26 protein-coding genes and 1 pseudogene are annotated in these 25,316 nt (G+C 47.7%); 5 read left to right on the top strand and 22 right to left on the bottom strand.

Features of this window, described 5'->3' with window-relative positions; translation table 11 throughout:
* Window positions 1–273 precede the first annotated feature (273 nt).
* The 14 genes from ACO9K6_RS09270 to ACO9K6_RS09205 form a co-directional block, all read right to left on the bottom strand.
* Window positions 274–939, bottom strand: a complete 666-nt coding sequence (locus ACO9K6_RS09270; RefSeq protein WP_424767270.1) for a CpsD/CapB family tyrosine-protein kinase — start codon at window positions 937–939, stop codon at window positions 274–276.
* A complete protein-coding gene (locus tag ACO9K6_RS09265) occupies window positions 929–1,669 on the bottom strand; it encodes a YveK family protein (protein ID WP_424767269.1) in 741 nt (246 codons plus the stop codon). Before ACO9K6_RS09265 ends, ACO9K6_RS09270 begins: the two co-directional genes overlap by 11 nt.
* A 99-nt stretch (window positions 1,670–1,768) precedes the next feature.
* Window positions 1,769–2,179 (bottom strand): helix-turn-helix domain-containing protein, encoded by a 411-nt coding sequence (locus ACO9K6_RS09260; protein WP_424767268.1) that lies wholly within the window; start codon window positions 2,177–2,179, stop codon window positions 1,769–1,771.
* 226 nt (window positions 2,180–2,405) lie between these two features.
* Complete coding sequence (locus ACO9K6_RS09255) at window positions 2,406–3,272, bottom strand: 5'-3' exonuclease (protein WP_424767267.1); 867 nt, start codon at window positions 3,270–3,272, stop codon at window positions 2,406–2,408.
* Between the two features lie 39 nt (window positions 3,273–3,311).
* Complete coding sequence (locus ACO9K6_RS09250; protein WP_424767266.1) at window positions 3,312–4,520, bottom strand: aminotransferase class I/II-fold pyridoxal phosphate-dependent enzyme; 1,209 nt, start codon at window positions 4,518–4,520, stop codon at window positions 3,312–3,314.
* A 7-nt stretch (window positions 4,521–4,527) separates the two neighbouring features.
* Complete coding sequence (locus ACO9K6_RS09245; protein WP_424767265.1) at window positions 4,528–4,908, bottom strand: arsenate reductase family protein; 381 nt, start codon at window positions 4,906–4,908, stop codon at window positions 4,528–4,530.
* Window positions 4,909–4,953: 45 nt separating this feature from the next.
* On the bottom strand, window positions 4,954–5,919 hold the full coding sequence (locus ACO9K6_RS09240; protein ID WP_424767264.1) for an RluA family pseudouridine synthase: 966 nt from the start codon (window positions 5,917–5,919) through the stop codon (window positions 4,954–4,956).
* The gene (locus tag ACO9K6_RS09235) at window positions 5,916–6,488 is read right to left on the bottom strand and encodes a cob(I)yrinic acid a,c-diamide adenosyltransferase (RefSeq protein ID WP_424767263.1); all 573 of its coding nucleotides are present in this window, start codon (window positions 6,486–6,488) and stop codon (window positions 5,916–5,918) included. The genes ACO9K6_RS09240 and ACO9K6_RS09235 overlap by 4 nt, the downstream gene beginning before the upstream one ends.
* 91 nt (window positions 6,489–6,579) lie before the next feature.
* Window positions 6,580–7,797 (bottom strand): aminotransferase class I/II-fold pyridoxal phosphate-dependent enzyme, encoded by a 1,218-nt coding sequence (locus ACO9K6_RS09230; protein WP_424767262.1) that lies wholly within the window; start codon window positions 7,795–7,797, stop codon window positions 6,580–6,582.
* A 16-nt stretch (window positions 7,798–7,813) separates the two neighbouring features.
* Window positions 7,814–8,305 (bottom strand): Lrp/AsnC family transcriptional regulator, encoded by a 492-nt coding sequence (locus ACO9K6_RS09225; protein ID WP_424767261.1) that lies wholly within the window; start codon window positions 8,303–8,305, stop codon window positions 7,814–7,816.
* Between the two features lie 106 nt (window positions 8,306–8,411).
* Complete coding sequence (locus tag ACO9K6_RS09220; protein WP_424767260.1) at window positions 8,412–8,810, bottom strand: spore coat protein; 399 nt, start codon at window positions 8,808–8,810, stop codon at window positions 8,412–8,414.
* A gap of 64 nt (window positions 8,811–8,874) precedes the next feature.
* Window positions 8,875–9,099: a hypothetical protein gene (locus tag ACO9K6_RS09215; RefSeq protein WP_424767259.1), complete on the bottom strand. Its 225-nt coding sequence runs from the start codon at window positions 9,097–9,099 to the stop codon at window positions 8,875–8,877.
* A gap of 230 nt (window positions 9,100–9,329) precedes the next feature.
* Window positions 9,330–9,995: a DUF2642 domain-containing protein gene (locus tag ACO9K6_RS09210; RefSeq protein WP_424767258.1), complete on the bottom strand. Its 666-nt coding sequence runs from the start codon at window positions 9,993–9,995 to the stop codon at window positions 9,330–9,332.
* A 71-nt stretch (window positions 9,996–10,066) separates the two neighbouring features.
* Window positions 10,067–10,885 (bottom strand): DUF2642 domain-containing protein, encoded by an 819-nt coding sequence (locus ACO9K6_RS09205; protein WP_424767257.1) that lies wholly within the window; start codon window positions 10,883–10,885, stop codon window positions 10,067–10,069.
* A gap of 436 nt (window positions 10,886–11,321) precedes the next feature.
* Between ACO9K6_RS09205 and ACO9K6_RS09200 the strand changes: the two genes are divergently transcribed.
* Window positions 11,322–12,392: a CotH kinase family protein gene (locus ACO9K6_RS09200; RefSeq protein WP_424767256.1), complete on the top strand. Its 1,071-nt coding sequence runs from the start codon at window positions 11,322–11,324 to the stop codon at window positions 12,390–12,392.
* An 18-nt stretch (window positions 12,393–12,410) separates the two neighbouring features.
* Here the strand turns inward: ACO9K6_RS09200 and cysK are convergent, their stop codons facing one another.
* The 5 genes from cysK to ACO9K6_RS09175 all read right to left on the bottom strand — a co-directional run bounded on the left by cysK (window position 12,411) and on the right by ACO9K6_RS09175 (window position 18,268).
* Window positions 12,411–13,328 carry a cysteine synthase A gene (gene cysK / locus ACO9K6_RS09195; RefSeq protein WP_424767255.1) on the bottom strand — a complete coding sequence of 306 codons (918 nt, stop codon included), beginning with the start codon at window positions 13,326–13,328 and terminating at the stop codon, window positions 12,411–12,413.
* A 21-nt stretch (window positions 13,329–13,349) separates the two neighbouring features.
* Window positions 13,350–14,558 (bottom strand): MFS transporter, encoded by a 1,209-nt coding sequence (locus ACO9K6_RS09190; protein ID WP_424767254.1) that lies wholly within the window; start codon window positions 14,556–14,558, stop codon window positions 13,350–13,352.
* Between the two features lie 132 nt (window positions 14,559–14,690).
* On the bottom strand, window positions 14,691–15,320 hold the full coding sequence (locus ACO9K6_RS09185; protein WP_424767253.1) for a hypothetical protein: 630 nt from the start codon (window positions 15,318–15,320) through the stop codon (window positions 14,691–14,693).
* A 110-nt stretch (window positions 15,321–15,430) separates the two neighbouring features.
* On the bottom strand, window positions 15,431–15,853 hold the full coding sequence (locus tag ACO9K6_RS09180; protein ID WP_424767252.1) for a DUF350 domain-containing protein: 423 nt from the start codon (window positions 15,851–15,853) through the stop codon (window positions 15,431–15,433).
* Window positions 15,854–15,901: 48 nt separating this feature from the next.
* The gene (locus ACO9K6_RS09175) at window positions 15,902–18,268 is read right to left on the bottom strand and encodes an endonuclease MutS2 (RefSeq protein ID WP_424767251.1); all 2,367 of its coding nucleotides are present in this window, start codon (window positions 18,266–18,268) and stop codon (window positions 15,902–15,904) included.
* 179 nt (window positions 18,269–18,447) lie between these two features.
* On the opposite strand from ACO9K6_RS09175, the gene ACO9K6_RS09170 reads away from it, so the two are divergent.
* From ACO9K6_RS09170 to ACO9K6_RS09160, 3 genes are all read left to right on the top strand, one after another.
* Window positions 18,448–18,807, top strand: a complete 360-nt coding sequence (locus tag ACO9K6_RS09170; protein ID WP_424767250.1) for a phage holin family protein — start codon at window positions 18,448–18,450, stop codon at window positions 18,805–18,807.
* 177 nt (window positions 18,808–18,984) lie between these two features.
* Window positions 18,985–19,374, top strand: a complete 390-nt coding sequence (locus ACO9K6_RS09165; protein WP_424767249.1) for a cupredoxin domain-containing protein — start codon at window positions 18,985–18,987, stop codon at window positions 19,372–19,374.
* 197 nt (window positions 19,375–19,571) lie between these two features.
* Entirely contained in the window at window positions 19,572–20,252 is a 681-nt protein-coding gene (locus ACO9K6_RS09160; protein ID WP_424767248.1) for an SDR family NAD(P)-dependent oxidoreductase, read from the top strand.
* A 141-nt stretch (window positions 20,253–20,393) separates the two neighbouring features.
* On the opposite strand, the gene ACO9K6_RS09155 is transcribed toward ACO9K6_RS09160, so the two are convergent.
* Window positions 20,394–20,714, bottom strand: a complete 321-nt coding sequence (locus ACO9K6_RS09155) for a winged helix-turn-helix transcriptional regulator (RefSeq protein ID WP_424767306.1) — start codon at window positions 20,712–20,714, stop codon at window positions 20,394–20,396.
* A gap of 33 nt (window positions 20,715–20,747) precedes the next feature.
* Window positions 20,748–21,059: pseudogene (locus ACO9K6_RS09150) on the bottom strand (winged helix-turn-helix transcriptional regulator); the annotation flags it as partial.
* Window positions 21,060–21,272: 213 nt separating this feature from the next.
* On the opposite strand from ACO9K6_RS09150, the gene ACO9K6_RS09145 reads away from it, so the two are divergent.
* The gene (locus ACO9K6_RS09145; RefSeq protein WP_424767247.1) at window positions 21,273–22,439 is read left to right on the top strand and encodes an iron-containing alcohol dehydrogenase; all 1,167 of its coding nucleotides are present in this window, start codon (window positions 21,273–21,275) and stop codon (window positions 22,437–22,439) included.
* A gap of 186 nt (window positions 22,440–22,625) precedes the next feature.
* Here ACO9K6_RS09145 and zapA read toward each other — a convergent pair whose 3' ends face one another.
* A complete protein-coding gene (gene zapA / locus ACO9K6_RS09140; RefSeq protein ID WP_424767246.1) occupies window positions 22,626–25,232 on the bottom strand; it encodes a cell division protein ZapA in 2,607 nt (868 codons plus the stop codon).
* Window positions 25,233–25,316 lie beyond the last annotated feature (84 nt).

Genomic DNA, 25,316 nt, shown 5'->3' with positions numbered 1-25,316 from the left:
CTCCAGTGACACTTCATTAGAGTGTTTAACTAGAAGGTCTTCATCAAAACCTTTTAGTTGAAAACTCTAATGCTAAGACCAGGGCATTTAACCCCCCCTCACACCGCACCCTTGACGACTGGCGTCTAAGGCTTCCTTCCGCCCACAGCACGGTCGAGTGCCTCCATTGATAACGGTGAGGAGACATTACCGAACGAACGCATCCATTTTGAAAACGAAGTTGTACTTTATAAAGAACAGTCATTCATAAAAAAAGCGCTCCGATTAAACTCATCAAACGCTTTTCTGATTGAGTATGACGCCAAGAATATTTGCTTTCGCAAACAGCAATGCTCGTTTAGCTTCCTTGGCCTGTTCCTGTTGCGTTTTGCCGTGCCTCAGCAGCAGGATCACCCCATCGCACTTGCTAACGAGCGCACTCGTATCAGGCACGCCCAGCACAGGAGGACAGTCGAGCAAAATGATATCGTAATGCAACACCGCATATTCCAACACATCAACCATCAGCTGAGAATCCAGCAGCTCCGTCGTGTTGTAATAACGAAGCCCGCTCGGCAGAATATCCAGACCTTCAACCTCGCTGGTATAGATTGCTTCACGTATATCAAGCTGCTGTCCCAGCACATTCGAGAGGCCCGGAGACGTCTGCACGTTGAAAATTTGATGTAAAATCGGATTGCGGAAATTAGCATCGATAATCAATACCCGATCTCCACGCTGCGCCATGCAAATCGCTAAATTAACAGTAGCTGTTGACTTGCCTTCACCCTCTGAAGGGGAGGTCACAAGCAAGGTACGCACTTTTTTGCCGTTAGCGGCATACTGGATATTGTTCCTTATCGTTCGATACTGCTCTGAAATAAAGCCATGAGAATGATTTAAGGCTAACAGGCTTTTATTCACGAATGACTTCGGCGCTGTTTTTCGTTCACGAACCAATGGTCTCACCTCGCGCTAGGATGCTTTTTTGCTTTTTCGTTTGTTTGACATAATCTCTTCTTTTCATTTTTGATACTTGACCGAGCATCGTTAAACCCAGCAACTCTTCAATTTCGCGCTCCGTCCTGATCGAATCATCGAGAGAATCCAAGAGAAAGATGAGGCCAATACTAAAAATAAGACCAGCCAAAAATGCGGCGAAAACGATCGTATTGCCTTTTTCATTAATCGGAAATGGATTTTCCTCAGCCGTAGTTAATACTCTAATACCTGTAACGCCTAGTGTTTCGGCAGCAACCTGCCTATAAACTTCAACGCCGGTATTGGCGATATCGGCGGCTAACCTCGGATCCGTATCAATGACCGATACGACCGTCACAAGCGATCCATCTACAGAGTCTACTCTGATTTGACTTCGCAGCTGAGCGGCGGAGCTTTCTAGTCCAAGCTCCTCTATGACCCGATTTAATACGATCGGCTCCCGAAACAGCACTCTTACCGTACCAAGCGTTTCCTGACTCGCAGCGATGATCAATCGTGAAGAAGCAGAATACAGCGGTGATTCGGGCCTTGCATTATACATGCCTGCTAATACCGTCAAGACAATTGTTAAGAGGGCGATCAGCCAAAGACGTTTTCGGATTACCAGGTATATCGCCTTGATGTTTATTTCTCTCACTTTTTCTTTCTCGCTGCGCACTGTCTGCATGTCTTCTTGTTTACCATCCATTTGCACACCCACTAACGTTGTTTGTTATATAGAACATTAACACAATAATAGTTCTTAATATAGAACATGTCAATACAAGTTTTCATTTTTTCAAAACCTTTAATCATCAAATTTAAAAATAATAATATTAGATGTTTTCTTCTTTTCATTTAATGCACCACTCGTATCCTGCGAATTTCCCTTCCACATTTTCGAACGAATCAAATCTTTTAAAGCTTGAAAATCCCCTTTGCTCATTCCCTCGTCAACGGCATTTTTAATAATAGAACGCCATTCCTCGTCTAAAATTTCATCCTCATGGATTTTAGGCAAATGCTCTTCTCCAAGCAAATATTCAATGTTTGAATCCAAAGGAGCCGCGATTTTAGCCATCACCTGAAGAGAGGGGTTGTTCTGCATATTCCGTTCAATGTAGCTCAAATAGGACTTGGATACGCCTGCAAGATCAGCAAGTTTCGTTATCGAATAGCCCTTTTTTTCCCGTAGCCTTTTGATCCGTTCCCCAATCATAATATTCTCCTTCAATCAGAATAGATCCATTCATGAAACAAAGTGTCTCATCCGCATACTCGACGTTATAAGAAACAATAATCTTATTTTAGTTCTTTAAAAAGAACAGGTCAACACTATTTCTTAAACTTTCATTAAAATCAGACTTTTCGACTATTTTATTTCACGCTATTACGCCGCAAAAAAAGAGCCCTCCATTTAACATTAGGGGGCTCCTTCAATATGTCTAACTAATTAGGGTTAACAAGCTTTTAAACTCCAGCTCGTCAAACTTTCGCAATACGTTATCGCGGTCATAAGACCAACTGCAGCCATCAAGCGCGGCGGAAACCGGTACATCACAACGAATGGTTGCCAATTGGCGCGATAAATGAAGCATATCGAGGTCCGCTTCGATTTTTGCGCGAATCGTTTTGGATACCGCATCGAGATTAGCGAGCAGTCCTTCGATCGAGCCATGCTCTAGGATGAGCTTATGAGCCGTTTTCTCGCCAATGCCCTTCACGCCGGGGTAGTTGTCGCTCGTATCTCCCATTAATCCTTTTAAATCAATGATTTGAGCTGGCGTTAGCTGACGCTCCTCCATTAAGCTCACTGGCGTATACACCATATAATTGCCGATACCCTTCTTCATGATCGCAACCGTTACGCGGTCATCAACGAGCTGAAGCATATCATGATCGCCGGTCACGATGAAGATTTCAGCTTGATCTTTAAGCATCGCCGCCAGCGTGCCGATGCAATCATCGGCTTCGAAACCTACGATGCCGATATTCGGCACATCGAAGCTGGCCACGACCTCCTTAACCAAATCGAATTGGGGAATTAAATCCTCTGGTGCAGCTGGACGATTCCCTTTATAGCCCCCATACTGCTCCGTACGAAAGGTCGTGCTCCCCATATCCCAGCAGCATGCCACATGAGTAGGATTGAAGGTTTTGATTGCGTCCATGAAGTAGCGTACAAAGCCGTGCACCGCATTCACTGGAACGCCTGTGCTCGTCCTCCTGATGCTGCCGCCGAAGGATGTCGCGAAATAGGCCCGGAATAAAATAGCCATACCGTCTACCAATAGTAAACGCTGTTCATTCATTACGACTAGCTCCTCTCATCATCTTTCCTTCTTATTCTATCATTTATTGCCGCGAATGAAGCTTCCAATTCTTCTCGCCGCTTCCTTTAGCCGCTCTTCGCTTTCTACAAGCGCAATCCGAACATAGCCTTCACCTTCTGATCCGAACGCTTCACCCGGCACAACGACAACGCCGGTAGCCTTAAGCATTTCCTGGGAAATTCGGCGCGAATTCCAAGACTCGTTCAGTGACCACTGCATAGGGGGCAGCGGCGCCCATACGAACATCGTCGCTTTCGGCGCAGCAACCGGCCAGCCTTCTTCGCGGAGCGCCTTGATGAACGCATCCCGTCGCTGCTCATACAGCTTGCCTGCTTTTGGCGTCGACGAATTCGACATCGCTTCCTGAAGCGCAACGATTCCCGCTTCCTGAACAGGATCGAATATGCCGTAATCGATATTCGCCTTCAGCTCTCGGAGTGCACCAACAGCTTCACGATTTCCCGCCAAGAAGCCGATCCGGCAGCCTGCCATATTAAAGCTTTTGGACAACGAATGAAATTCAACGGCCTGCTCTGCTGCGCCATGTATTTGCAAAATACTCGGCGGCTCGCAGCCGTCAAAGCCCATCTCAGAATAAGCCAAATCATGCACAACCAGCACCTCATGTCGACGAGCCTTGTCCAGCAGCCGCTCGAAGAATGCTAAATCAACGACCGCTGATATTGGATTGTTCGGATAATTCAGCAATATGAACGTCGCACGATCCCATTCCTCATCCGAAATAGCTTCCAAATCCGGCATAAACCCATTTTCTTCACGCAGCGGCATAAGTACAGCTTCTACTCCAGCCAATGCTAATGATGCAGCATAGATTGGATAGCCGGGATCAGGAAGCAGCGCCATATCGCCCGGATCGCAGAGCGCCATTGCCAAATGCGCCAGCCCATCCTGCGAGCCGAGCAGAGTAACGATCTGACTCGCCGGGTCAAGCGTCACACCGAAGCGGTGCTGCATCCAAGCCGCAGCGCTTTGACGGAACGGAAGTCCGCTCTTTGTAGCCGGGTACGCGTACATATCATCGCGAAGCGCCGCTTCGCTGAGCGCCTGTCTGACCGCAGGCGTCGGGGGTTGGTCCGGACTGCCGATGCCAAGATCGATAATGTCGATTCCGCTTGCTGCGGCTGCCATTTTCCATGAGGCTACTTCGGCAAAAATCGAGGAGCCCAGCAGCGACAGCCGCTCTGACCTCCATTTCATTTGCGACATCGGTTGATCACCCTTTTCCGTTATTCCACGCTTGCTCGTACTGCTCTTCCTTGAAGCCTACAGTCACCTTCGTGCCGTCCGTCACAATCGGACGCTTAATGAGCATACCGTTCGATGCGAGCAGCTCATATTTTTCATCCTCGGTCATCCCAGCCAGCTTGTCCTTCAGGCCAAGCTCCTTGTACACCTCGCCTGAAGTATTAAAAAACTTTTTCAGCTCCAAGCCGCTGTTTGCTACAAGCTCCTTCAGCTCGGCGGCTGTAGGCGTTTCCTCTACGATATGGCGAGATACTAGTTCATTTCCTTTACTTTGCAATGATTTAACGGCAGCTCTACAGGTGCCGCATTTCGGATATTGAATAATTGTTAATGGTTTTTGTGTAATCACAGCTATATTTCCTCCCTAATTCCCTACTCTATACTGTTCCAACTCTCAAGCTTGCAAAAGTTTTTGCTCTAATAAGGCAAGTTCAGGCGGCAGCGGCGCTTTCCATTCCATCCATTCACGCGTTATCGGATGTGTAAAGCCGAGTATCTCGGCATGGAGCGCCTGACGGCCCGCCGTTTCCTCCCACTCTATAACCGCGCCCTGCTTCGGACCATACATTTTGTCCCCAATCAAGGGACAGCCGATATGCTGCATATGCACCCGGATTTGATGGGTCCTTCCTGTCTCCAGCTTTAAGAGGACTGCAGCAGCAAGAGGCCTCTGCTCATCAGCCCTGATAAAGCTCATCAATGCTGTATAATGAGTTACTGATGGATAACCATCAGGCGTTACGATTCGAATGTGCGGCTCATCCGGATCACGGTCAATCGGCGCATCAACGGTACCGCTTGCCGGTTCAGGGCAACCGTACACATAGGCCCGATACTGCTTCAAAAAGCCGTTTGCCTGCATCTGCTCGGAAAGCTGCTGGTGAACATATGAGGTTTTTGCAATCGCTACGATTCCTGACGTATCCTCATCGAGGCGGTGAACGGGCCTGAAGCGTACCCGCTCTCCTTTCTGCTGCCAATGATAGACGACTCCATTAGCGAGTGTCCCCGTGTAGTGGCCATGCGTGGGATGCACGATCATCCCGGCCGGCTTATTCACGATCAGCAGCTCCTCATCCTCATACACAATCTCGATTGGAATCGGCTGAGGCAAAATATCCTCCGATATTTCCCGCTCCATCCGTAAACGAATGACATCGCCCTGAGAGACCGGCGCTGTTGTATAGGTTCTCTTCTCATTCACCGTGAGACCATGCTCCGTCAGCTTGACCTGCGACAGCAGCTTGCGGGATACACCCAGCTGCCGCTCCAGCACAGTCCGTACGGTCTTGCCGTGCTCGGCTTCGCTAACGATAGCAATAAGCGGCTTATAGTACTGCTGATCCATCGAATCCGTCATTTCCTCCGCTTCCGGAATACTTCCCCACTCCGTACATACTCCGTATCCGGCACGCCCAGCTTAGCATTCGCGACTCTTGCGGCAGCGAAGAAAAAGTCGGACAGACGGTTCAAATAGATGAGCACCTCCATATTAATCGCGTGCTCCTCTGCAAGCGTGACAACGCGGCGCTCGGCTCTGCGGCATACCGTTCTGCATACATGCAGCAGCGCAGATACGGAGCTTCCCCCCGGTAAAATAAACCGGGTAATCTCAGGCGCCTCCGTAATATAGCGATCGATCCAGCCTTCTAATCGCGATGCCGGCTCCGCATTGATTTTCAGCGGTGCGCCTTCCCGTGCATAGGCTAGATCTGATCCGCAATCGAACAACTCTTGCTGAATGTCAATGAGCCATTCCGCCATTTCCTCCAGCTGCTCATGCTTCGCAGCTTCTGCAGCGGCTTGTCCGACAAAGCAGTTCAGCTCATCGATCGTTCCATAAGCCTCCACCCGAATATCGTCCTTGCGTACTCGCCCGCCTATCAGCGAAGTCTGACCGCTGTCTCCTGTACGTGTATACAATCTCATTCTATTACCCCTTCCATTCTCTTTATTCATAGAAACAGCAGGCCGGATATACTCCTGACCTGCTGTTTGTTTCTGGCAAGCACCAATTATCCTAGCCCTGCTTCAATTTATATACGAACTGCCCAATACGATCGAGCGCTTCCGCCAAATTTGTAACCGAGGTTGCATAGGAACAGCGCAAATGACCTTCACCGCCAAGACCGAATACATCGCCCGGCACCGCTGCTACATTTGCTTCATCAAGCAGACGCTGCGCAAACTGCTCGCTTGTTAATCCTGTTGACGCAACAGAAGGGAACGCATAGAACGCGCCCTGCGGCTCATGACAGTCCAGTCCAATCTCTCGAAAGCCCTTTACGACAAGTCGGCGACGCTGATTATATGCCTCAACCATTTTATCCTTCTCTTCCAATCCATGCTGAAGCGCTTCAAGAGCCGCATATTGGGCCATGATCGGCGCGCACATCACAGTATATTGATGAATTTTGAGCATGGCTGCGATCAAATCCTGATGACCGCAAGCATAGCCCATCCTCCAGCCAGTCATTGCGAACGCTTTGGAGAAGCCGCTGACGAGAATGGTGCGATCCTTCATCCCCGGCATAGCAGCAAAGCTTACATGCTTCGTGCCATAAGAAAGCTCTGCGTATATTTCATCCGAAATCACGATAAGATCGTGCTCTTCAACGAGCTTTGCGATCGGAAGCCAATCCTCGTACGTCATCGTCCCGCCAGTCGGATTGCTTGGATAACATAAAATAAGTACCTTTGAACGTGGTGTAATAGCCGCTTTAAGCGACTCTGCCTTCAGCTTGAATTGATCCTTCGCATACGTCTCGATGCCTACCGGCTTCCCCCCACTTAGCGCAGTAATTGGCGAATAGGAGATATAACATGGCTCAGGTATCAATATTTCATCGCCTGGAGCGATTAAAGCGCGAAGCGCAAGGTCGATCGCCTCGCTGCCGCCAACGGTTACAACAATCTCACTCCCAGGATTGTATTCCACAGCGAATTGATCATTCAAATACTGACCGATCGCTTCACGCAGCTCGGGCATGCCTGCATTGGATGTATATTGCGTTTTACCGGTTTCCAGCGCATATACCGCCGCTTCACGAACATGCCAAGGTGTCACAAAGTCGGGCTCGCCTACTCCTAGAGTGATTACATCCCTGCGTGTACTGACCAAATCAAAAAACCGACGGATACCCGACGGTTTAATGCCCCGGACGAGCGGGGACAAATAATCAGCCATCGATTGATGTTGCACAGGTGTGGAGGGTTGTTTATGTTCGTCTTTAATCATTGCCATCACCCTTTATTTACGGCGAAACCATCAGCCGATGGTCACCTTCATGCTCCTCGAAGATAATGCCGTCTTGTTTGTATTTTTTCAATATGAAAAATGTTTTGGTTGATAATACCGCATCAATCGGTGACAGCTTGTTTGAAACAAATGAAGCAACCTCTTTCAGGTTGTTGCCTTGCACCTCTACGAGAAGATCATACGCTCCCGACATAAGATATACCGATTTCACTTCCGGATATAAATAAATGCGCTCCGCGATTCCTTCAAATCCGCGACCGCGCTCTGGTGTTATTTGAACCTCGATTAATGCCGTCACCTTCTGATCGTCAATCTTGCTCCAATTCACAACCGTAGCATATTTCACGATAACATGCTCATTCTCAAGCTCTGCGATCGCCTGCTTTACTTCCTGGGCCGGAACGGCCAGCATCGTTGCGATGAGATCAGCATCCCTACGAGCATCTTCTTTCAGCAGCTCTAGCACCTTCAACTGTAATTCGTTCATCGTCTAACTCCTTCCAGTAACGCCTGCGATTATAAAGAACATTTTACACCGAATTTATTGTTCCTGCAAAGAAAAAAACGAAAGACCCCGAAGGGTCTTAGACTCTTTACATATAATACGGCTGGCTGCCTTGCTGGTGCTGACCGGATGGCTGCTGCATAGACGGCGTATACATCGATTGTCCCTGCCGCTGTCCCAGATTTTGCTGCACGAACTGCATCGTTTTTTGTTTTGTTTGCTGATACTGCTTCACCTGCTTGTCCAGATCCTGACGAAGCGCCTGTGATGACGTGTTATACATATTTGCCTGCTGCATCACTTGAAACAGCTGGCCTTGCAGCGTCAGTGCGCTGTTGGTCAGCTTGGTGAACATCTGACGAATATCCTGACAAGTCGATTCTGTTGCGGCTGTTGCATATTCGCGGACGATCCGTTTCAAATCAGCAAGGATTGTGCCCGCCAAATCCTCTTCTGTCAATATAGAATGAGACTGCTGCTGATACATCGTTAAGCCCTCCTCAATGAATAGTGAATCCTGGTGATTCGTAAGTAATTAGCGACTGCTGCAATTATTGCTGCGGCTGTGTTGGAGCGATTTGCTGATGGTGCTGCAAAGCATGCATTAGCGAATCATAGTGCTGCTGATGCGTCTGCAGCATTTGCATGCTTAACTGCTGCAGGGCCGGTGTTGTTCCCGTTACCGCCAATGCGGTGCACTGCTTGATCAACAAATCCTCGTTAGACATCGAGTCTGCAATGTACTCGAGCTCTTTTGCGGTCAGTGGTTGAATCATCTGTCACCCTCCTAATAGGCTAGCTTTTCCTTTTTTCGTGCCAACCGTATTATGACCATATTTCCTTTATTTATGCGCCTAATTCCAGTCCTATTTTCCATTTTGAATAAGCTCAAACTGTATGTTACCCCGATAACCTGCTTTGAATGTTTGTTTTTGCATTTCTTAATCGTAACAAACAAAAAGACTGTCTCAAACCGCATTGCCGGCTAAGAGAACAGTCTCCCTGGTTATGGGATATGCACCGTCTTCACATGATCAAAGTGCAAAAATACAGCATCGCCGCTTGCTGTTGCCAGCTCAATCATGCTTTGATTCACGTTTTTCAGCACTCCGATTTTGTTCGAATTTTCACCTAGATCCAGAACAACAAACTCACCGATTAATTTGCGCAGCTGTTGATCGAACGTCCTTGCAAGCGTTATAGGCGAGGGCTTAAGGGGAAATTGCTCCGGCGTTAACGTGTACGGCGTGACGTTCGGATTGTAAGGAATTAAATACTTCAAATGCTGGAGCGAAATGATGACTGTATGATAGACTGGGGAATAAAAAACAAAAAAATCGTTCATAACGGACGTCAAATAACCGTGTATGGACTGATTTCCTGTGATATAAATTTCGGAAAACATGCCCTTCGCGTTCATTAATATTTTACGGTAAGAGATCGGTTCACTATAAGGCTCAAAAGGCATGTCAGGAACTTCAAATACTTCTTCTTCTTGTTTCGAAATACGCAGCTGCTGCAGATGAATAAGTGGTACATACAAAAATTGCATGCCATTATGAAGCACTAAAATGTCTTGACCAAACTCGATCATTTTGCCACGTATGGGTGCCACTTTCCCTGATATCATCAATTCGACCTGCCGATCCAGCAGCGGATGACGGTTTTTCATATGATCAACCTCCTTTCATCCGAATAGGTAGTAAAACCGGGCAACGGTCTTCACCTTTGCCCGGAAAACGCTTAACCTTTTTTAGTCGAACGTCGAGTCGTTCCTTGTGCTTGTGTTCTAGAGTTGGCATTGGAACGGCCTCTTCCGCCGTTACGATTTCTGCTGGTATGCTTGTCACCCGTGCGGTTGCCGCCAGAGCGGTTGCCGCCAGAGCGGTTGCCTCCTGTCCGGTTTCCTTGCGTTTTGTTTTTGTCATTGTTGTCGTTTTTGTCATTTTTTTCGTTTTTGTTGTTGTTTCCACCAGATTTATTACCGCCTGCTGCTTTAATCGTTTTAATATGATCGTTTTGAATTTGCAGCGCTTCTTTGCCTGCAACAAGCAGGATGGATTGATTGCCAACTTGTGCAAGGAAGCCCTCCACCTTCTCTGGGCCGCCTGAGTTTATTTGTACGAAGGTTTGGTTCATGGCACGAACTACACCCATAAAGTTGTTGGCGTTAATAAAGTCTGAATCACGTTTTCCGCTTTTATTACCACTTTTATTACCACTTTTATTACCGTTTTTATTATTGTCTTTACCGCCTTGCATCTCGGTTACGCTTTTCACATGGCTGCTAGCAATATAGACAACGCCTGCGTTTGTGCTTAATACTAAGTGATCGCTTTTGATAGCCAGCAATTTGCCTTGAAGCGATTCTGGACCGCCGCGGTTAATTTTAACCTGTTTACCTAACAGACTAGCTAGAAAATCGTCTTTGCTTTTGTGGCTCTTATGATGCTGGTTGCTTTGGCTGCTTCTGTTACTCTTATGATGCCGGTTGCTTTTCTGGCGGCCATCACTTAGATCCATCTGACCAGCAACATTATCACTGTTATACCAGTAATTCATAAATAAATCCCTCCGATAATTTCGTTAGTAAAAAAACGTATCATCACATCCGACGCCTTGACTTAAACACCAGCATAATGATTTAACTGTGGCGAGCATCCCTCCAATACTTGTTTCACCTTCATCTATCATGAGAGATGATATGTAATATATTTATATGTATCCCCTATACCTGAGGTACTAGATTACTATCTATTTATTAAAGATTAAGCATATTACCCGTTCCGGCTCATAGAGTCGATTCATAATTTATACTATCTTCATTTCGAGAGGCATACGTTCAGATCCGGCAGCACAAGAAAAAGGCAAAGCTTAGCTCTAATGATGTATGAGAAAGTTTGTTGTGACCATCTAGGCATGAGCTGAATAAGGTAAATAAGATCAAAAGCCTATCGACTAACGGTAGGCTTTATCTTTTGCCTTGGGAGATGGTGGAATGGCTACGACAACATTACCTGTCCGCTCAATACGTATTGATGATTTCGATCTTCAGGAAATCCAAGCGAATGCTTGGGGAAGAGAATTTAAGCCAGCGGAACTGGAAGCAGAGGGACAATCCTTTAAGGCAGAGCTTGGACTGCGGGGCGGTCATACGCGCAATTATTCCAAGAAATCCTATGAGATCCGTCTGAAAGATGGAAGAACGTTTCATTGGAACGCTGAATATGACGATCCTTCCATGATGAGAAACGCGCTTTCGTTCTATTTTTTCAATAAAATCGGGGTTCCTTCGCCGGAAACGGATCACTTTTGGCTAATCATTAACGACGTGCCGCAAGGTGTTTACTTAGAAATCGAAGCGGTTGATCGGTTGTTTTTTGCGAAGCGACGCATTAATTATCGATCGCTTTTTTATGCGGTTAACGACAGCGCAGATTTCAGTCTGATAGATCCCCTATCGAAAAACAGCAAGTCTTCCTTATTTGACGGGTACGAGCTGATGCACGGTAAATCCGGATCGAAAAAAAAATTAGTTTCATTCGTACGAAATCTGAATACAATGTCGGGCAAAAATCTCGTTTCCTTCACCGCCCGGAGGCTCGACATTTCCCAATATTTATTGTGGCTTGCAGGCGCAGTACTAACTGGTAACTATGATGGTTTTGATCAGAATTATGCGCTCTACGAGCACCAGACAAGTGGAAAATATCGAATTATCCCTTGGGATTATGAAGGCACTTGGGGAAGGAACTGCTATGGTAAGCCGTGTGGCAGCGATCTTGTGCGTTTTCAGGGCTATAACAATCTGACCAAAAAACTATTTATGTTCTCAGCCTGCCGCAGGCAGTATCAGAGTATTATGAGAGGGCTGTTGCAAGCTTCCTTTACCGTCCAAAAGCTGGAACCAATAATTGAAGACATGTTTCTTCGACTGTCACCGGCAATCCGCAATGATTATACAAGAAAAGCCAGCTACGATAGCTTTCTATCAGAGCCGGCCTTCATTCGAAATTATATTGTGGAAAGACGTCAAATTATAAAACAATCGCTGCGGGAATGGGTATAAATCATTCCCGCGCTTTGCTCAAAAAATATCCATGCTCATATAACGCTCACCCGTATCCGGAGCAATGCAAAGAACGCGCTTGCCAGCGCCAAGCCGCTTTGCGACTTGCATAGCCGCCCATACCGAAGCGCCCGATGACGGGCCGAGCAGCAGGCCCTCCTGTCTCGCCAAATTCCTCATCGTTGTTAAGGCATGCTCATCCGATACTTGTATGATTTCATCATATACTTTTGTGTTAAGAATTGCGGGTACAAAGCCTGGGCTCGTGCCAACAAGCTTATGAGGTCCTGGCTGTCCGCCGGATAATACCGGCGAACCCATTGGCTCCACTACCGCTACATAGAGCTGAGGAATAAGCTCCTTCAGCACCTCACCCGTTCCGGTTATCGTTCCCCCAGTTCCTGCTGTAGCAATGAAGGCGTCCAGTCGCCCATCCGTCTGTCTCATAATTTCTTGCGCTGTTGTCAATCTATGAATATTGGGATTGGCCTCGTTCTCAAACTGATTAGGAATATAGCTTCCCGGACGCTCCGCTTGCAGCTCCTGCGCTTTCCGAATCGCTCCAGGCATACGCTCGGCAGCCGGCGTCAGCACAACCTCTGCTCCATAAGCCTGCAGCAGCTTTATTCGCTCTGCCGTCATATTATCGGGCATAACCAATATCATTTTATAGCCTTTAGCCGCCGCATTCATCGCAAGTCCGATGCCTGTGTTTCCGCTCGTAGGCTCGATAATCGTATCGCCGGGACGGATTAAGCCACGATTCTCCGCATCCTGTATAAGTGAGAAAGCAGCCCGGTCTTTCACACTCCCGCTTGGATTAAACCTCTCAAGCTTTACGCACACCTCAGCGCTGCCCGCTTCAGGAAGCCGATTCAACCGAACGACCGGTGTTTCTCCGATGAGCTGTGTGATATCCGATACAATTCTAGGCATAATAATGCCTCCTTTTCAAATCTAAGTTGCCTGACGCTGCTGCTGCTTCAAGAAAGGCCTGATAAACCACCACCCAGCTATTGGCACAACGCCAACCGCAAACAACAGCCACGTTATAGCAACCGCTGAATGATTCAGCGGCAACACAATCAAATATGAGGATAAGCCGATTATTCTGCCAATGACTAGCCCTGCTTCGCGAAGCACGATCAACTCCTCGCGCTTCTTTGCGCTTTCCTCCGTCCGTCCAATGAGATCGAATACAGTGGAGGTCATTGGAATAATGTACAGAGGTATAAATAAAGAAGTGCCTATGCCGAATAGAAGCAGCGTCGTATACGTTACTTCCCAAAATAAAGGCAGTATGACAAGTGCAATCATCATGACTCCGATCAGCATAGCTAGCTTTCGATAGTTTTTTTTCAACGATTTGCCGACGATCCAAAAGCTGATTAACGCAACCAGTGAGGTTATAAGCGAATAGGTTCCCAGCTTGCTTTCGTTCTGAGTCGCAACATATACAGTTAGTCCGACCAGAAACATGAAAACACCCTCGCGCACTCCTTGTGCCGCTATAGCCGGAATTATTCGGCGCCATGGATTTCCTTTCTGCATAAGCTGCTGGAAGCCATAACTCCAGTTGTAGCTTCCTTGCCCATGCCTTTTCTTCAGCCAAAAGCTTAAAACAACACTTATTGAGAAAATGATCATGGACAGGGTGAATATAAGCCTATAGCCTTTTTCTCCAGCCATTGAAGTAATAAGCAAGCCCGAAACCCACGGGGCGACGATGCCTGCCGCAGCGCCAAGAAGTCCGGCCCAGCCGTTAAAGCGGTCCCGAGTATCAGGTTCTGTTACTTCAAAATAAACGACATTAAATGCGAGCCAGAAAAATCCGAGCGCCATACCATTCAAAATACCAAGCGGTACGCCATACGTCTTCGCTTGCTGCCCAAGCAGCAGCACCGTGCAATAAAACAAGCCGGATAACACGATGCCTATGCGGAGACTAATCATTTTATTATGCTCCTTGACCCATTTTCCAGCAATCCAAAACGTTAATCCACTCATGATATATTGGCCTAACGTAAACCAGCCGATCAACATATAGGACTGGCTGGCCTTCCATAAGTACACCGGCACAAAGGTTCCGGACAACACATTCGCCACGCCATACAGCGCTTGAACAACTAGCAGCAGCACAGCCTGTCCGCCTAAAGCTTTTACCAAAACGATTCCTCCTGTTCTATGGAGCAACACGCCTAAGCATGTATATCCATGCACACGGTTAGAATTACGTTTTGTAAGATACCCTTATAGCTGGCATGCCATGCCCGGCCATTATTGCCAGCTTTTTGATCGTTATTCGCCTGGCGTTAGACGCTTAATCATTCGCTCGCGATCCTTGCTGCTGAGCAAGGCTGACGTGTGGAAGCATGCGGGACATACATATAGGCTAAGCTCAAAAGGAGCGGTCAGCACTGGTCCGTTCAGAGAAGGAGCTATACGAGCTTTGAATTGCTGCTCGTTAAACGTATGCGTACCCGTCTCAACCATATACTCACGGCAGGCCGGGCATTCCGGCACTTCGTCCTGATCATCAGTAATTCGCTGAACCGTATCTTGAACAGCGAACCATGAGCTGTCAGCGCTGCGATAACCGCCCTCTTCCTCCTCAAGCCAACGCTTATTTTTCGAGCTCTCGGCATCATCATCGTCGTCATCCTCTTCATCCTCTTCATCTGACCAATTAGATGATTGCGATGCTGCCGTGTGATGTACATATCCAGCGGCTATATTCGTACTTGAAGGTTTGATGATCTGAGCCTCTTGCTCGTATGATTCCGAATCTTCCTCTTCATCAATACCGAGCTCTATTGTCCGATAAGCGCTGAGCTCATTGCCGCAATGCGGGCAATGCTTCTCCGGTCCAATTTCCTCATCCCACACAATATCCGTCAGACACCAAGGACAAACCAAATGATTTTCCATTCTCTTTCTTCCCCTCTAATTGTTCATTAAATAAACGATGCCAAACACAAAAAACAGCACAGATATGACAGCTAACACTTTCCATAAATATTTCATAATAACTTCCTCCGCTATATAATGACCGTTGCACCGATAACATAAGAAAGCGATATTGAAATGATCATCGCGATAAGCCCGACTGCACGGTTATCGCGAGCTATTTCATCATCAATGCGAAATACAGGCGTTAAAAACTCGAATAAAAAGTAGGCTGCTAATAAGATGACAAATCCGAACGCTCCCCAAATCAAGCTTTGGTAGACCGATTCATTAGCCTCAATTGAAAAGCGGAATATATTGCAAATACCGAATATTTTTCCGCTTGTAGCCATCGCTACGGCTACGTTGCCTTTTTTGATTTCAGTCCAGCATTTATATTTGGTAACCAACTCAAATAACGACAGAAAAACGATGAGAGACAGCACAGTAACCGATACGTATACGAGCGACGCCGCGTATGGGTTGCTTAGAAGCATGTCGACTTCATGATTCATTCACTAAAAACCTCCATCATCCAGCATTTTCATTGGCGGCGTAAAAACCTATTTAAGCTCTGCAACCGTCACTCCGACGCCGCCCTCGCCATAATTTCCTAAGCGAAAGCTTTTCACATGACTGTGCTTACGCAAATATTGCTGAATGCCAGCCCGCAGCACCCCCGTACCCTTTCCGTGGATAATAGAGACTTGACCAAGGCCCGATAAGAAGGCCTCATCAAGGAAGCGGTCGACCTCAAGTATGGCTTCCTCTAAATTCTCTCCGCGCAGATCAAGCTCCATCTTCATGCTCTCATCACGCGATCGCTTTAGGCTGGCCGCTTGCTTTGGCTGCTGTTGCTTGACGGCCGATGTTGATTTGAGCAGCTCCAAATCATCCAGCGCTACCTTCATTTTCATAATGCCGAGCTGCACCGTCGCATCCGAGCCATGAAGCTCAACAACCGTCCCCTTCTGATTCAGGCTGTATACCGTTACCTCATCGCCAGCCTCGATTTTGACAGGTTTACTTGAAGCTTTGGCTCCGCCGCGCTTTGCCTTCTGAAGTTCGGGAGCTGCGTCCTCCAGCTTCCGGCGCGCCTCAATGAGCTTATGCTCCTTAACCGAGGCGCCTTCCTCCAGCGCAAGCCTGCGGAGATCAGCAATGATCTGCTCCGCTTCACGCTTTGCCTTCGTTACAGCCTCGTGAGCTTCCTCCTGCGCCTTAAGCAGCAGCTTTTCCTTCTGCTCCTCAAACCGCTTGCGCTCTGCCTCCTGACGGGCTCTCAGCGTCTCAAGTTCGCGCCTTAGCGTTTCAGCTGTCTGCCGCTCGTTCTCCGCGCCAAGACGATTTGCTTCTAAGGAAGCGATCATGTTCTCTACACGCTGATCCTCTTCGCTTACCTCACCCCGCGCATGATCTATAATCGAACGAGGCAGTCCGAGACGCTCCGCAATTGCGAAGGCATTGCTTCGCCCCGGAACACCGACAAGGAGCCGATAGGTTGGGCTCAAGGTCGCTACATCAAACTCCATGCTGGCATTAATGACACCCTTCCGATTATAGGCATACGCCTTAAGCTCACTGTAATGAGTAGTGGCGATAATTCGGCTCTCCATGGCATGCACATGCTCCAATATCGCGATGGCTAATGCCGAGCCCTCTGCCGGATCCGTTCCCGCTCCAAGCTCATCAAGCAGCACCAAGCTTTTTGAGGTCATCGTACCTAATATGCGAATGATGTTTTTCAGATGGCTGGAAAATGTGCTGAGGCTTTGCTCTATGCTTTGTTCGTCTCCGATGTCGGCATAGATCGCGTCAAAAACGCATAGCTGGCTGCCATCCTCGGCAGGGACGAATAAGCCCGACATGGCCATCAGGCTAAGCAGTCCGATCGTTTTGAGCGATACTGTTTTACCGCCTGTATTAGGACCTGTCACGATAATCGCCGTATAATTGTTGCCAAGCTCAACGTCAATCGGCACGACCATTTCAGCGGCGATCAAAGGATGGCGTCCACGCTTAAGCTTAAGGAACCCCCGGTCATTCATGCGCGGCAAGGCTGCCTTCATTTCATGTCCAAGCCGTGCCTTGGCATAGGCAAAATCGATTTGCCCGATCAAATCGAGGTTGAACACAAGATCCTCAACATGATCAGAAGTAATCGCGGTTAGCTTTTGCAAAATTTTCTCAATTTCCCGAAGCTCTGCCGCCTTAAGCTCACGAAGCTTATTGTTCATAGCGACGATTGTCTCCGGCTCAATGAACAAAGTCGCCCCAGAGCCGGATTGATCATGCACGATACCGCCAAAATGAGACCGGTATTCCTGCTTCACAGGAATGACATACCGATCGTTGCGGATGGTTATGATCGCGTCCTGCAGCATTTTCTGGACGGATGAAGAACGTATCATCTGTTCCAGCTTCTCGCGAATTCGTGATTCGCCGCTGCGCAGCTCGCGTCGAATTGAAGCTAATTCAGAGCTTGCACTGTCCATCACCTCTGCTTGGTCGTCGATGCAATCAAAGATTGCATCCTCCAGCGGCTTATGCTCACTAATCTGTTCAGCCGTCTGCTGCAGCATAGGTATCGGATGATCATCATGCAGAACGCTAATATGCTTCTTGACGCGGCGGCCGCCGCGGGCAGTTGCTGCAATCTCAAGCAGCTCAGCAGGATTAAGCGTGCCGCCGATGCGGGCGCGGTGCAAGGATGCTTTGATATCTACTATTCCGCCGAAAGGCGCGCTCCCCTTCAGCCGATCCGCCGCATAGGCTTCATCCGTAATCTGCAGCATTCGCTTAACCAAATCAAGATCAGAAACCGGCTGCAAGGCCTCCGCAGCCGCTTTGCCTAATGATGTCGCCGCATGCTGCGTTAATCTATTTATAATTTTTGGATATTCAAGTGTTGTCAAAATTTTCGTATCCAAGCCTGAACACTCCTCTCGCCCTCCTATTATATCCGAACCGCATCCGTGATGCACGAGCGAAGCGGTGGATTCATACATAAATGATGCTCACTTGGTCACAATATAAACGATAGAACCGCCTTACAAGGTCACTTTTGCACAAAATAATAAAAAAGTTTACGCTAAGGAGGGTTTACGTTATGTCTTTTTTGGGCCACGCAGTGCGCTTTATCGTTGCAGCGCTTGTATTAATGCTAGTCGGGCTTATTGTCCCCCAATTTAGTGTAGGAGGGTTCTGGAGCGCATTATTTCTCGCTCTTGTGATTGCCGCACTCGGTTGGATTATTGAAGGTATTTTTGGCAAAAGAGTCACTCCTTTTGGCCGCGGTATTGTCGGCTTTATTGCCAGCGCTGCAGTCATTTGGATCGCTCAATTTATTGTCGGCGGTGTGCACACAACAATCCTCGGTGCTATATTGGCCGCTCTTGTGATTGGGATCATTGACCTGTTCATCCCGGTCAGCACCCCGTATGAAGCAGGCAGAAAAAACCGCGATTAAAAGCATGCTGCTATCAGCCCTTGATTGCCCGAAATGGCTGTCAAGGGCTGTTTATTGCTGCCTTCACAGCATATTCATCAGTTTGTCATACGCTTGTCACTGATTTAATGAAAAAAAAGAGTTACAATAAAAACCGTTAATAATAAAGTTGTACGATAGAAAGGGGCAGCTATACTTATGAAAAAATGGTTATTATTCGCAAGCGCCATGTGCCTTGTGATTGTGCTTGCAGCATGCGGCGCAAACAGCAATACGAACAAGGAGACGGGCAACACGGATACGACGGTTACGGATGGCGGCACAGCTACCTCAGATTTGGTCATTACAGCTTCCAATTGGAAGTTTGACCAAGAGGAATACAAAATTAAAGCCGGAGAAACGGTTAACCTGAAGCTTGATTCCATCGAAGGTATGCATGGTGTACAAATTCAAAAGACCAAATATCTCATTGCTAACAACAAAACTGTGCCTGTAAACTTTAGCGAGCCTGGCACATATGAGATGATCTGCAGTGTGCCTTGCGGAGCAGGCCATAGAGAAATGAAAGCAACACTTGTTGTTGAGTAATACAAATCAGTTTATAAAAAGGCTGCTCTGGCAGGTACAACCGTACCTGGAGCAGCTTTATTTTTTGAGACAGCTGAATTCAAACCTATAATAATTCTTTACTAATTAGGTAAAAAAGTCTGATGATTGAACCACTTCCCCTGCCGCTCCGCCTCTGATAAGATATGTACAACACAATCTGGAATGGAGGAATGGTGATGGGAGCGTTGCATAATCGAGTCGCCATTATTAGCGGAGCAGGTACGGGACTGGGGCGCGCAGCTGCAATAGCCTTTGCCCTGGAAGGCGCTGAAGTCGTGCTTCTGGGCAGACGCAAAGCGAAGCTGGAGGAAACGGCTCTGCTCGTAAAGGAACGCGCAAGCAAGGAAGCGCTTATATTGCAGGTCGATGTGTCCAATGAGCAGCAGGTGAAGGAGAGTGTCGCCACGGTTCTTCAGAGCTTGGGACGTATTGATATCATGCTGAATAACGCAGCCGTATTCGAGCCGGGGACGGTATTTGAATTAACGGCGGATGAATGGCAAAATCAGATCGCAGTCAATTTGACCGGTCCGTTCTTGCTGACCAAGGCCGTTCTGCCGGCAATGCGCAAGGAGAAATATGGGCGTATTATCAACATAACCTCTGGACTGTCCTGGAACGGAGCAGGCGGCTACGCTGCATACAGTGCAGCAAAGGCGGGGCTGGAATCATTAACCCGCACATTGGCAGATGAAGAGCATGAACATGGCATTCTCGTTAATCTCTACAACCCTGGCACGTTGCGTACCGAAATGCATGCTACTGGAAAAGACCCTGAGATTGTAACTCCTGATCTGATCCGTCTAGCCAGCCTGCCTGTTGGCGGTCCAACCGGAACGATAGTTTCCTATGGTTAGGTATTGAAGCTAACCTCAATAGAAATCTAATACCGCAGTATGAGACATTTCTCGGCCTTATATCCGCATATTTCGGAAAATTGATCCGATTTAGCGATATATGGTCTTCTTTTTCTCCGCTATACGTGTCCAGTCCCGATATTAGTTACTTTCTTTCGATATTTGCTCAAAATATTTCTTCCCCCACTCCTCCAGCATCTCCAGGATCGGCAATAAGCTTTTCCCTTTTACTGTCAAGGAATATTCAACTTTTGGAGGGACAACAGGATATGCCTCCCGATGAATCAACCCATCTTCCTCTAGCTCCCTTAGCTGATTCGTTAACATTTTTTGAGTAATGCCAGGGACTAAATTTTTAAGCTCCGTAAACCGCTTTGTCCCTTTTAATCCTAATTGACACAGAATGATTAATTTCCATTTTCCTTCTATAACAGACAAGGTTAGTTCTTTTTCGCAATGAATGTCCGGACTCTTTTCATGGCTTGGCTTAAGATTGCTCTTGCCCCATCCATTCAAAATTTCCAAGATAGGGAGTAAGCTAATCCCTAGTTCTGTTAGAGAATATTCTACTTTAGGAGGAGAAAAGGGATAAACCTCCCGATGCACCAGTCCATATTTCTCGAATTCCTTAAGTTGATTGGTTAACATTTGTTGCGTAATGGCAGGGATTAAATTTTTAAGTTCCGTAAACCGCTTTGTCCCTTTCAACCCTAGATGGCATAAAATGATTAGCTTCCATTTCCCCTCTAGGACAGCCAATGTCAATTTTTTTTCGAGATAAAGGTCTTTGCCAGTTTCACTGCACATCGTATTCATCACCCGCTTCCTTAGTATCATTTATGATACTATAACAAAAATAAGTGCCTACTTACAAAATGAATGGTTAGTATATATTATAGACTACATAGGCAACCCGCGCAGTATGAAATAAAAATAAAGCCTTTAGGCAAGCCTATATAAAAACTTCATCATTTCTGATGCAGAAAACCCATCATTTCAAACAAAAAGGAGATTATGCACATGAACCGTTTTACGATTCCTAGAGATATTTACTACGGAGAAGGATCGCTGGAAATATTGAAAACCCTTGAAGGAAATAAAGCCATGATTGTTATTGGAGGCCAATCCATTAAAAAGTCAGGATATCTAAATAAAATCGAGTCCTATTTGCAAGAAGCCGGCTTTGAAACCCAACTTTATGAAGGGGTTGAAAACGATCCTTCTGTCACTACCGTACAAAACGGCGCTAGAGCAATGGAGCAATTTCAACCAGACTGGATTATCGCAGTAGGCGGTGGTTCACCGATCGATGCTGCTAAGGCCATGTGGGTTTTATATGAGCACCCTGAATTAACATTTGAACAAATTAAAGCTCCAAATCCTTTGCCCGTATTACGGAATAAAGCTCGTTTTGCGGCGATTTCTACTACAAGCGGAACAGGTACCGATGTATCGCCTTTTTCCGTCATTACCGATCGTGAAGTCGATGTTAAATATCCGGTTTTCGGTTATGAGATCACGCCAGATATTGCGATTGTAGATGCGGAGCTAACGTACTCCATGCCGCCTAATATTGTAGCGTATACCGGAATGGACACTTTAACTCACGGACTCGAAGCATATGTCTCAACCATGCATAACCCATTTACTGATCCTTTAGCTCTGCAATCGATTAAAATGACAGTGGACAACATTGAAAAGTCATACGCAGGAGATAAAAAAGCTAGAGGGGAAATGCACATTGCACAAAGTATAGCTGGCATAGCGTTCTCAAACGGATTTTTAGGAATCGTGCACAGCTTGGCTCATAAGAGCGGCGCCATCTTCCATATTCCTCATGGCTTGGCTAATGCTCTTTATCTGCCATACGTAATAGATTTTAATAAAAAGGCTGACGGCTCACGTTTTGCAGATATTGCAAGATTCCTTGGGCTTTCCGGAAGCACAGAAGATGAGCTGATCGATTCCTTAACGAGTCTGATTCGCCGTTTAAATCAAGCGATGGATATCCCATTAACACTGAAGGATTACGGCATCAACGAGAGCGAATTCGAAAAACATTTAGATAAAATGGCAGCTGGGGCTGTAGAAGATCCTTGTACACCTGCCAACCCGCGAGAAGTATCTGTGGAGCAAATGAAACAAATTTACATCGCTGCATTTAAGGGCGAGAAAATAACCTTTTAATAAAGCCCCGACACTTACACTAGACAAAAAAGCCGCTCGATGTGAGCGGCTTTTTTGTGTTCTCATTCACTGCTTCTTTTCCTTTACGTCCTTCGAATACACGAAAAAAAACCGCAGCTGCAAGCTGTGGCATTGGTACCAAAGTCTTGATGCTGCGGTGTTTGATTGGATTTAATTACGTTGGGATCAGCTCTGCTCGATCAGCTCAATCCACTCATTGTATTCGGTCTGCAGCTTGGAGTACTCGTTCTTCAGTTTATGGTGCTGCTCGAGCAGCTGCTTATGATCCTCTGCAAGCCGCTCTGCTGATCGAGCCGTTTCTTCACGCTCATAAGCGAGCGATTCAGCCGCGCTGGCTGCCTCATCGCGTTCATTGGCTAATTGTTCAGCTCTTCGCGCTGCCTCATCACGCTCCATCGCCAGCTTCGAGGTGTACACGTTCAGCTCGTCCTTCAGCTCTGCCGCAGCTGCTGCTTCCATTATGGCGCTTTCAAGCTGTTCTCGAAGCATCTCTTCGTTTTCTGTATTCAAATGCTTCTCCAGCTCAAGCTGCTTCGCCTCCGCAGCCAATTGCTCGTTCAACTGCTGCTCGGCTTGCAGCCGTTCGCTTAGCTCTCTCTCACGAGCTGCGGCTGCTTCAAGCTGCTGCGCTGCGATACGCTCACGAGCAGCTGTAATTTCCAACTGCTCCGTCAGCTCTTCCTCTCTCGCCGTAAGCTTATCCAGCTCCGCTTTATAGCTTTGCTCGCTCTGCGCTGCAGATTCGGCGATAAGCTCCATTTGTTCAAGCTGAGCCTTCAGCTTAAGAATAGCTGACTCATAATCATGCTGCTGCTGGAGCAGAAGCTCCTCTTGATTAGCCGCCTGCTGCTTGAGCTGCTCTTCATGCTGAGCTGCCAGCTGAATCGAGCTTTCCTTGTGCTTTGCGCTCTCAAGTTTCAATAGCTCTTCATATTCGCTCGCGAGCTGACTAATACGTTCCTCATACTCGGCAGAGTAACGCCGAAGCGCTTCTTCGCGCTCTTCCGCAAGCTGCGTATGCAGCATTTCCTTTTCTGCTGCAAGCTGGTCATAGCGTTCCTTGCTTTCCGCAGCCATTTGCTTAAAGAGCTCGTCATTTTCTGCTTCGATAAGCTTAATCTGCTGCTCCTGCTCCAGTTGCAGTGATTGTATAAGCTCCTTATTTTCCTGTTCAAGCTCCTGCAGCTGCTTATGATGTGCCTCATGAATCGAGTCCCGCTGCTGCTCGAGCTGATTGTGCAGCGAAATACGGTTTTGCTCTTGATCATTCCGCCTTGCAAGCACCAGCTCCTCCTGCTCTAGCTGCAGCTGGAGCAGCTGCTCCTCAAGCTGCAGCAGCATATCTGCCTGCTGCTGCTCCCTTTCCTGGGCTTCCTTCAATTGAAGCTGTAATTCCGCTGCCCGCCTGTCCGCGGCAGACACATGATTGCGCTCATGAGCAAGCTTCTGCACAAGCTCCTTCACCTGAGTATCGGCCTCACGATTATAGTCTTGAAGCTCATGCAACTGATGATGAGCCGCTTCTAATTGTCCGCTTACTTCTTTAAGCTGATTGTTCGCTTCCTCCAATTGCAGCTCTTGCTCCTGACGCTCCTGCTCCAGCTGCGCATATGAAGTGCGGGAGGCTTCCTCCTGCTCCATCGCCAGTACGAGCTGATCTTCAGCCAAAGCGGCCCGCTGCTCCAACGCTTCCTTTTCTGATGACCATGTTTGCTGAAGCTCGGCTATTTGCGACTGCAGCCTGCTGCGCTCCTCCAACCAACCGTTTCTGCGACGCTCAAGATCAGTACGGAATGTTTGCTCCGCTTCAGCAGCCTTGGCCTGCCATGACTGCTCCCGCTCCAGAGTTTGACGCTCGTGCTCCTGCCGGTCCGCCTCATCCTGCGCCAGCCAGCTTTGCTCGCGTTCATTCCATTTGGTTTGCCAGCCTGACTCCAGCTCTATCAGCAGCTGCTCCTTCTCCGCAGCAGCAGCCTCTAGCGCAGCGGTATGGTTGGCTAATAGTGCCGCAAGCTGCTCCTCCTTCTCCTTTGACAGCAGATTAAGCTCATCCGCTTGCTCTTGCTTCAGATTGGCTAATTCTTCTGCCTTCACTCTCTCTAGCTCTGCCCGCAGCTCTTCCTTTTCCCGCTCTGACTCGGCGCGCTGCGTATCCATAGCAAGCAGCATCTCCGCCAGCTTTGCTTCCATTTCGCGCCTCAGCTCGGCAAGCTGTTCCTCCTTCTCCTTCGACAGCTGTGCCAGCTGTTCTTCCTTCTTGCTCCTAAGCGCAGCAAGCCTCTCGACATTTTCCTGAGTCAGACGAACAATCGTCTCCTCCTGTGCCTTCATTGCTTCCGCCGCCGCTGCCTGCTGGCCTGATGCCTGCTCCGCAGCAAGCTCCAGCATTTCCGCCAGCTCGGCTTCCGCAGCAGCCCTTGCCGCTTGCAATTCCTCCTCCGCCCGGCGTTTTTCCGCTTCTAATTGGGTCTGCAGCTCCGCTGCTTGCTGGCCAACCTGTTCGAGCTCCTTCTGAGCGGCATGCAGCTTCACTTCCTCTTCCTGCAGCCTCAGTATATCTCGGCGCAAACGAAATACTTCCTCCGTAATCTGCACGGCTGAAAGCACCGCCAGCTTCGGCATATCCAGCCTCGGATAACCCTTCGCAAGCTTCTTCATACTCTCGTCGATTGCCCCTGCAACCCTTTTCATATAATCCACATTGGAATGACCTTTTAGCTTATATTGAACCCCATATATATCAACAGTTACGATTGTTTGTTCAGCGTCCATTAACGTGAATCCTCCCATTATCCAAGTAGAGCAAAAAAGCCGCATCATAGCTCACTAGGAACTATTTCGATGCGGCTTTAAAGG

Origin of the sequence: Paenibacillus praedii (assembly GCF_049725345.1) — a bacterium.
GTDB lineage: Bacteria > Bacillota > Bacilli > Paenibacillales > Paenibacillaceae > Pristimantibacillus.
Note: the sequence above shows the minus strand (reverse complement) of the source record. Positions and strands in the feature narration are given on the sequence as shown.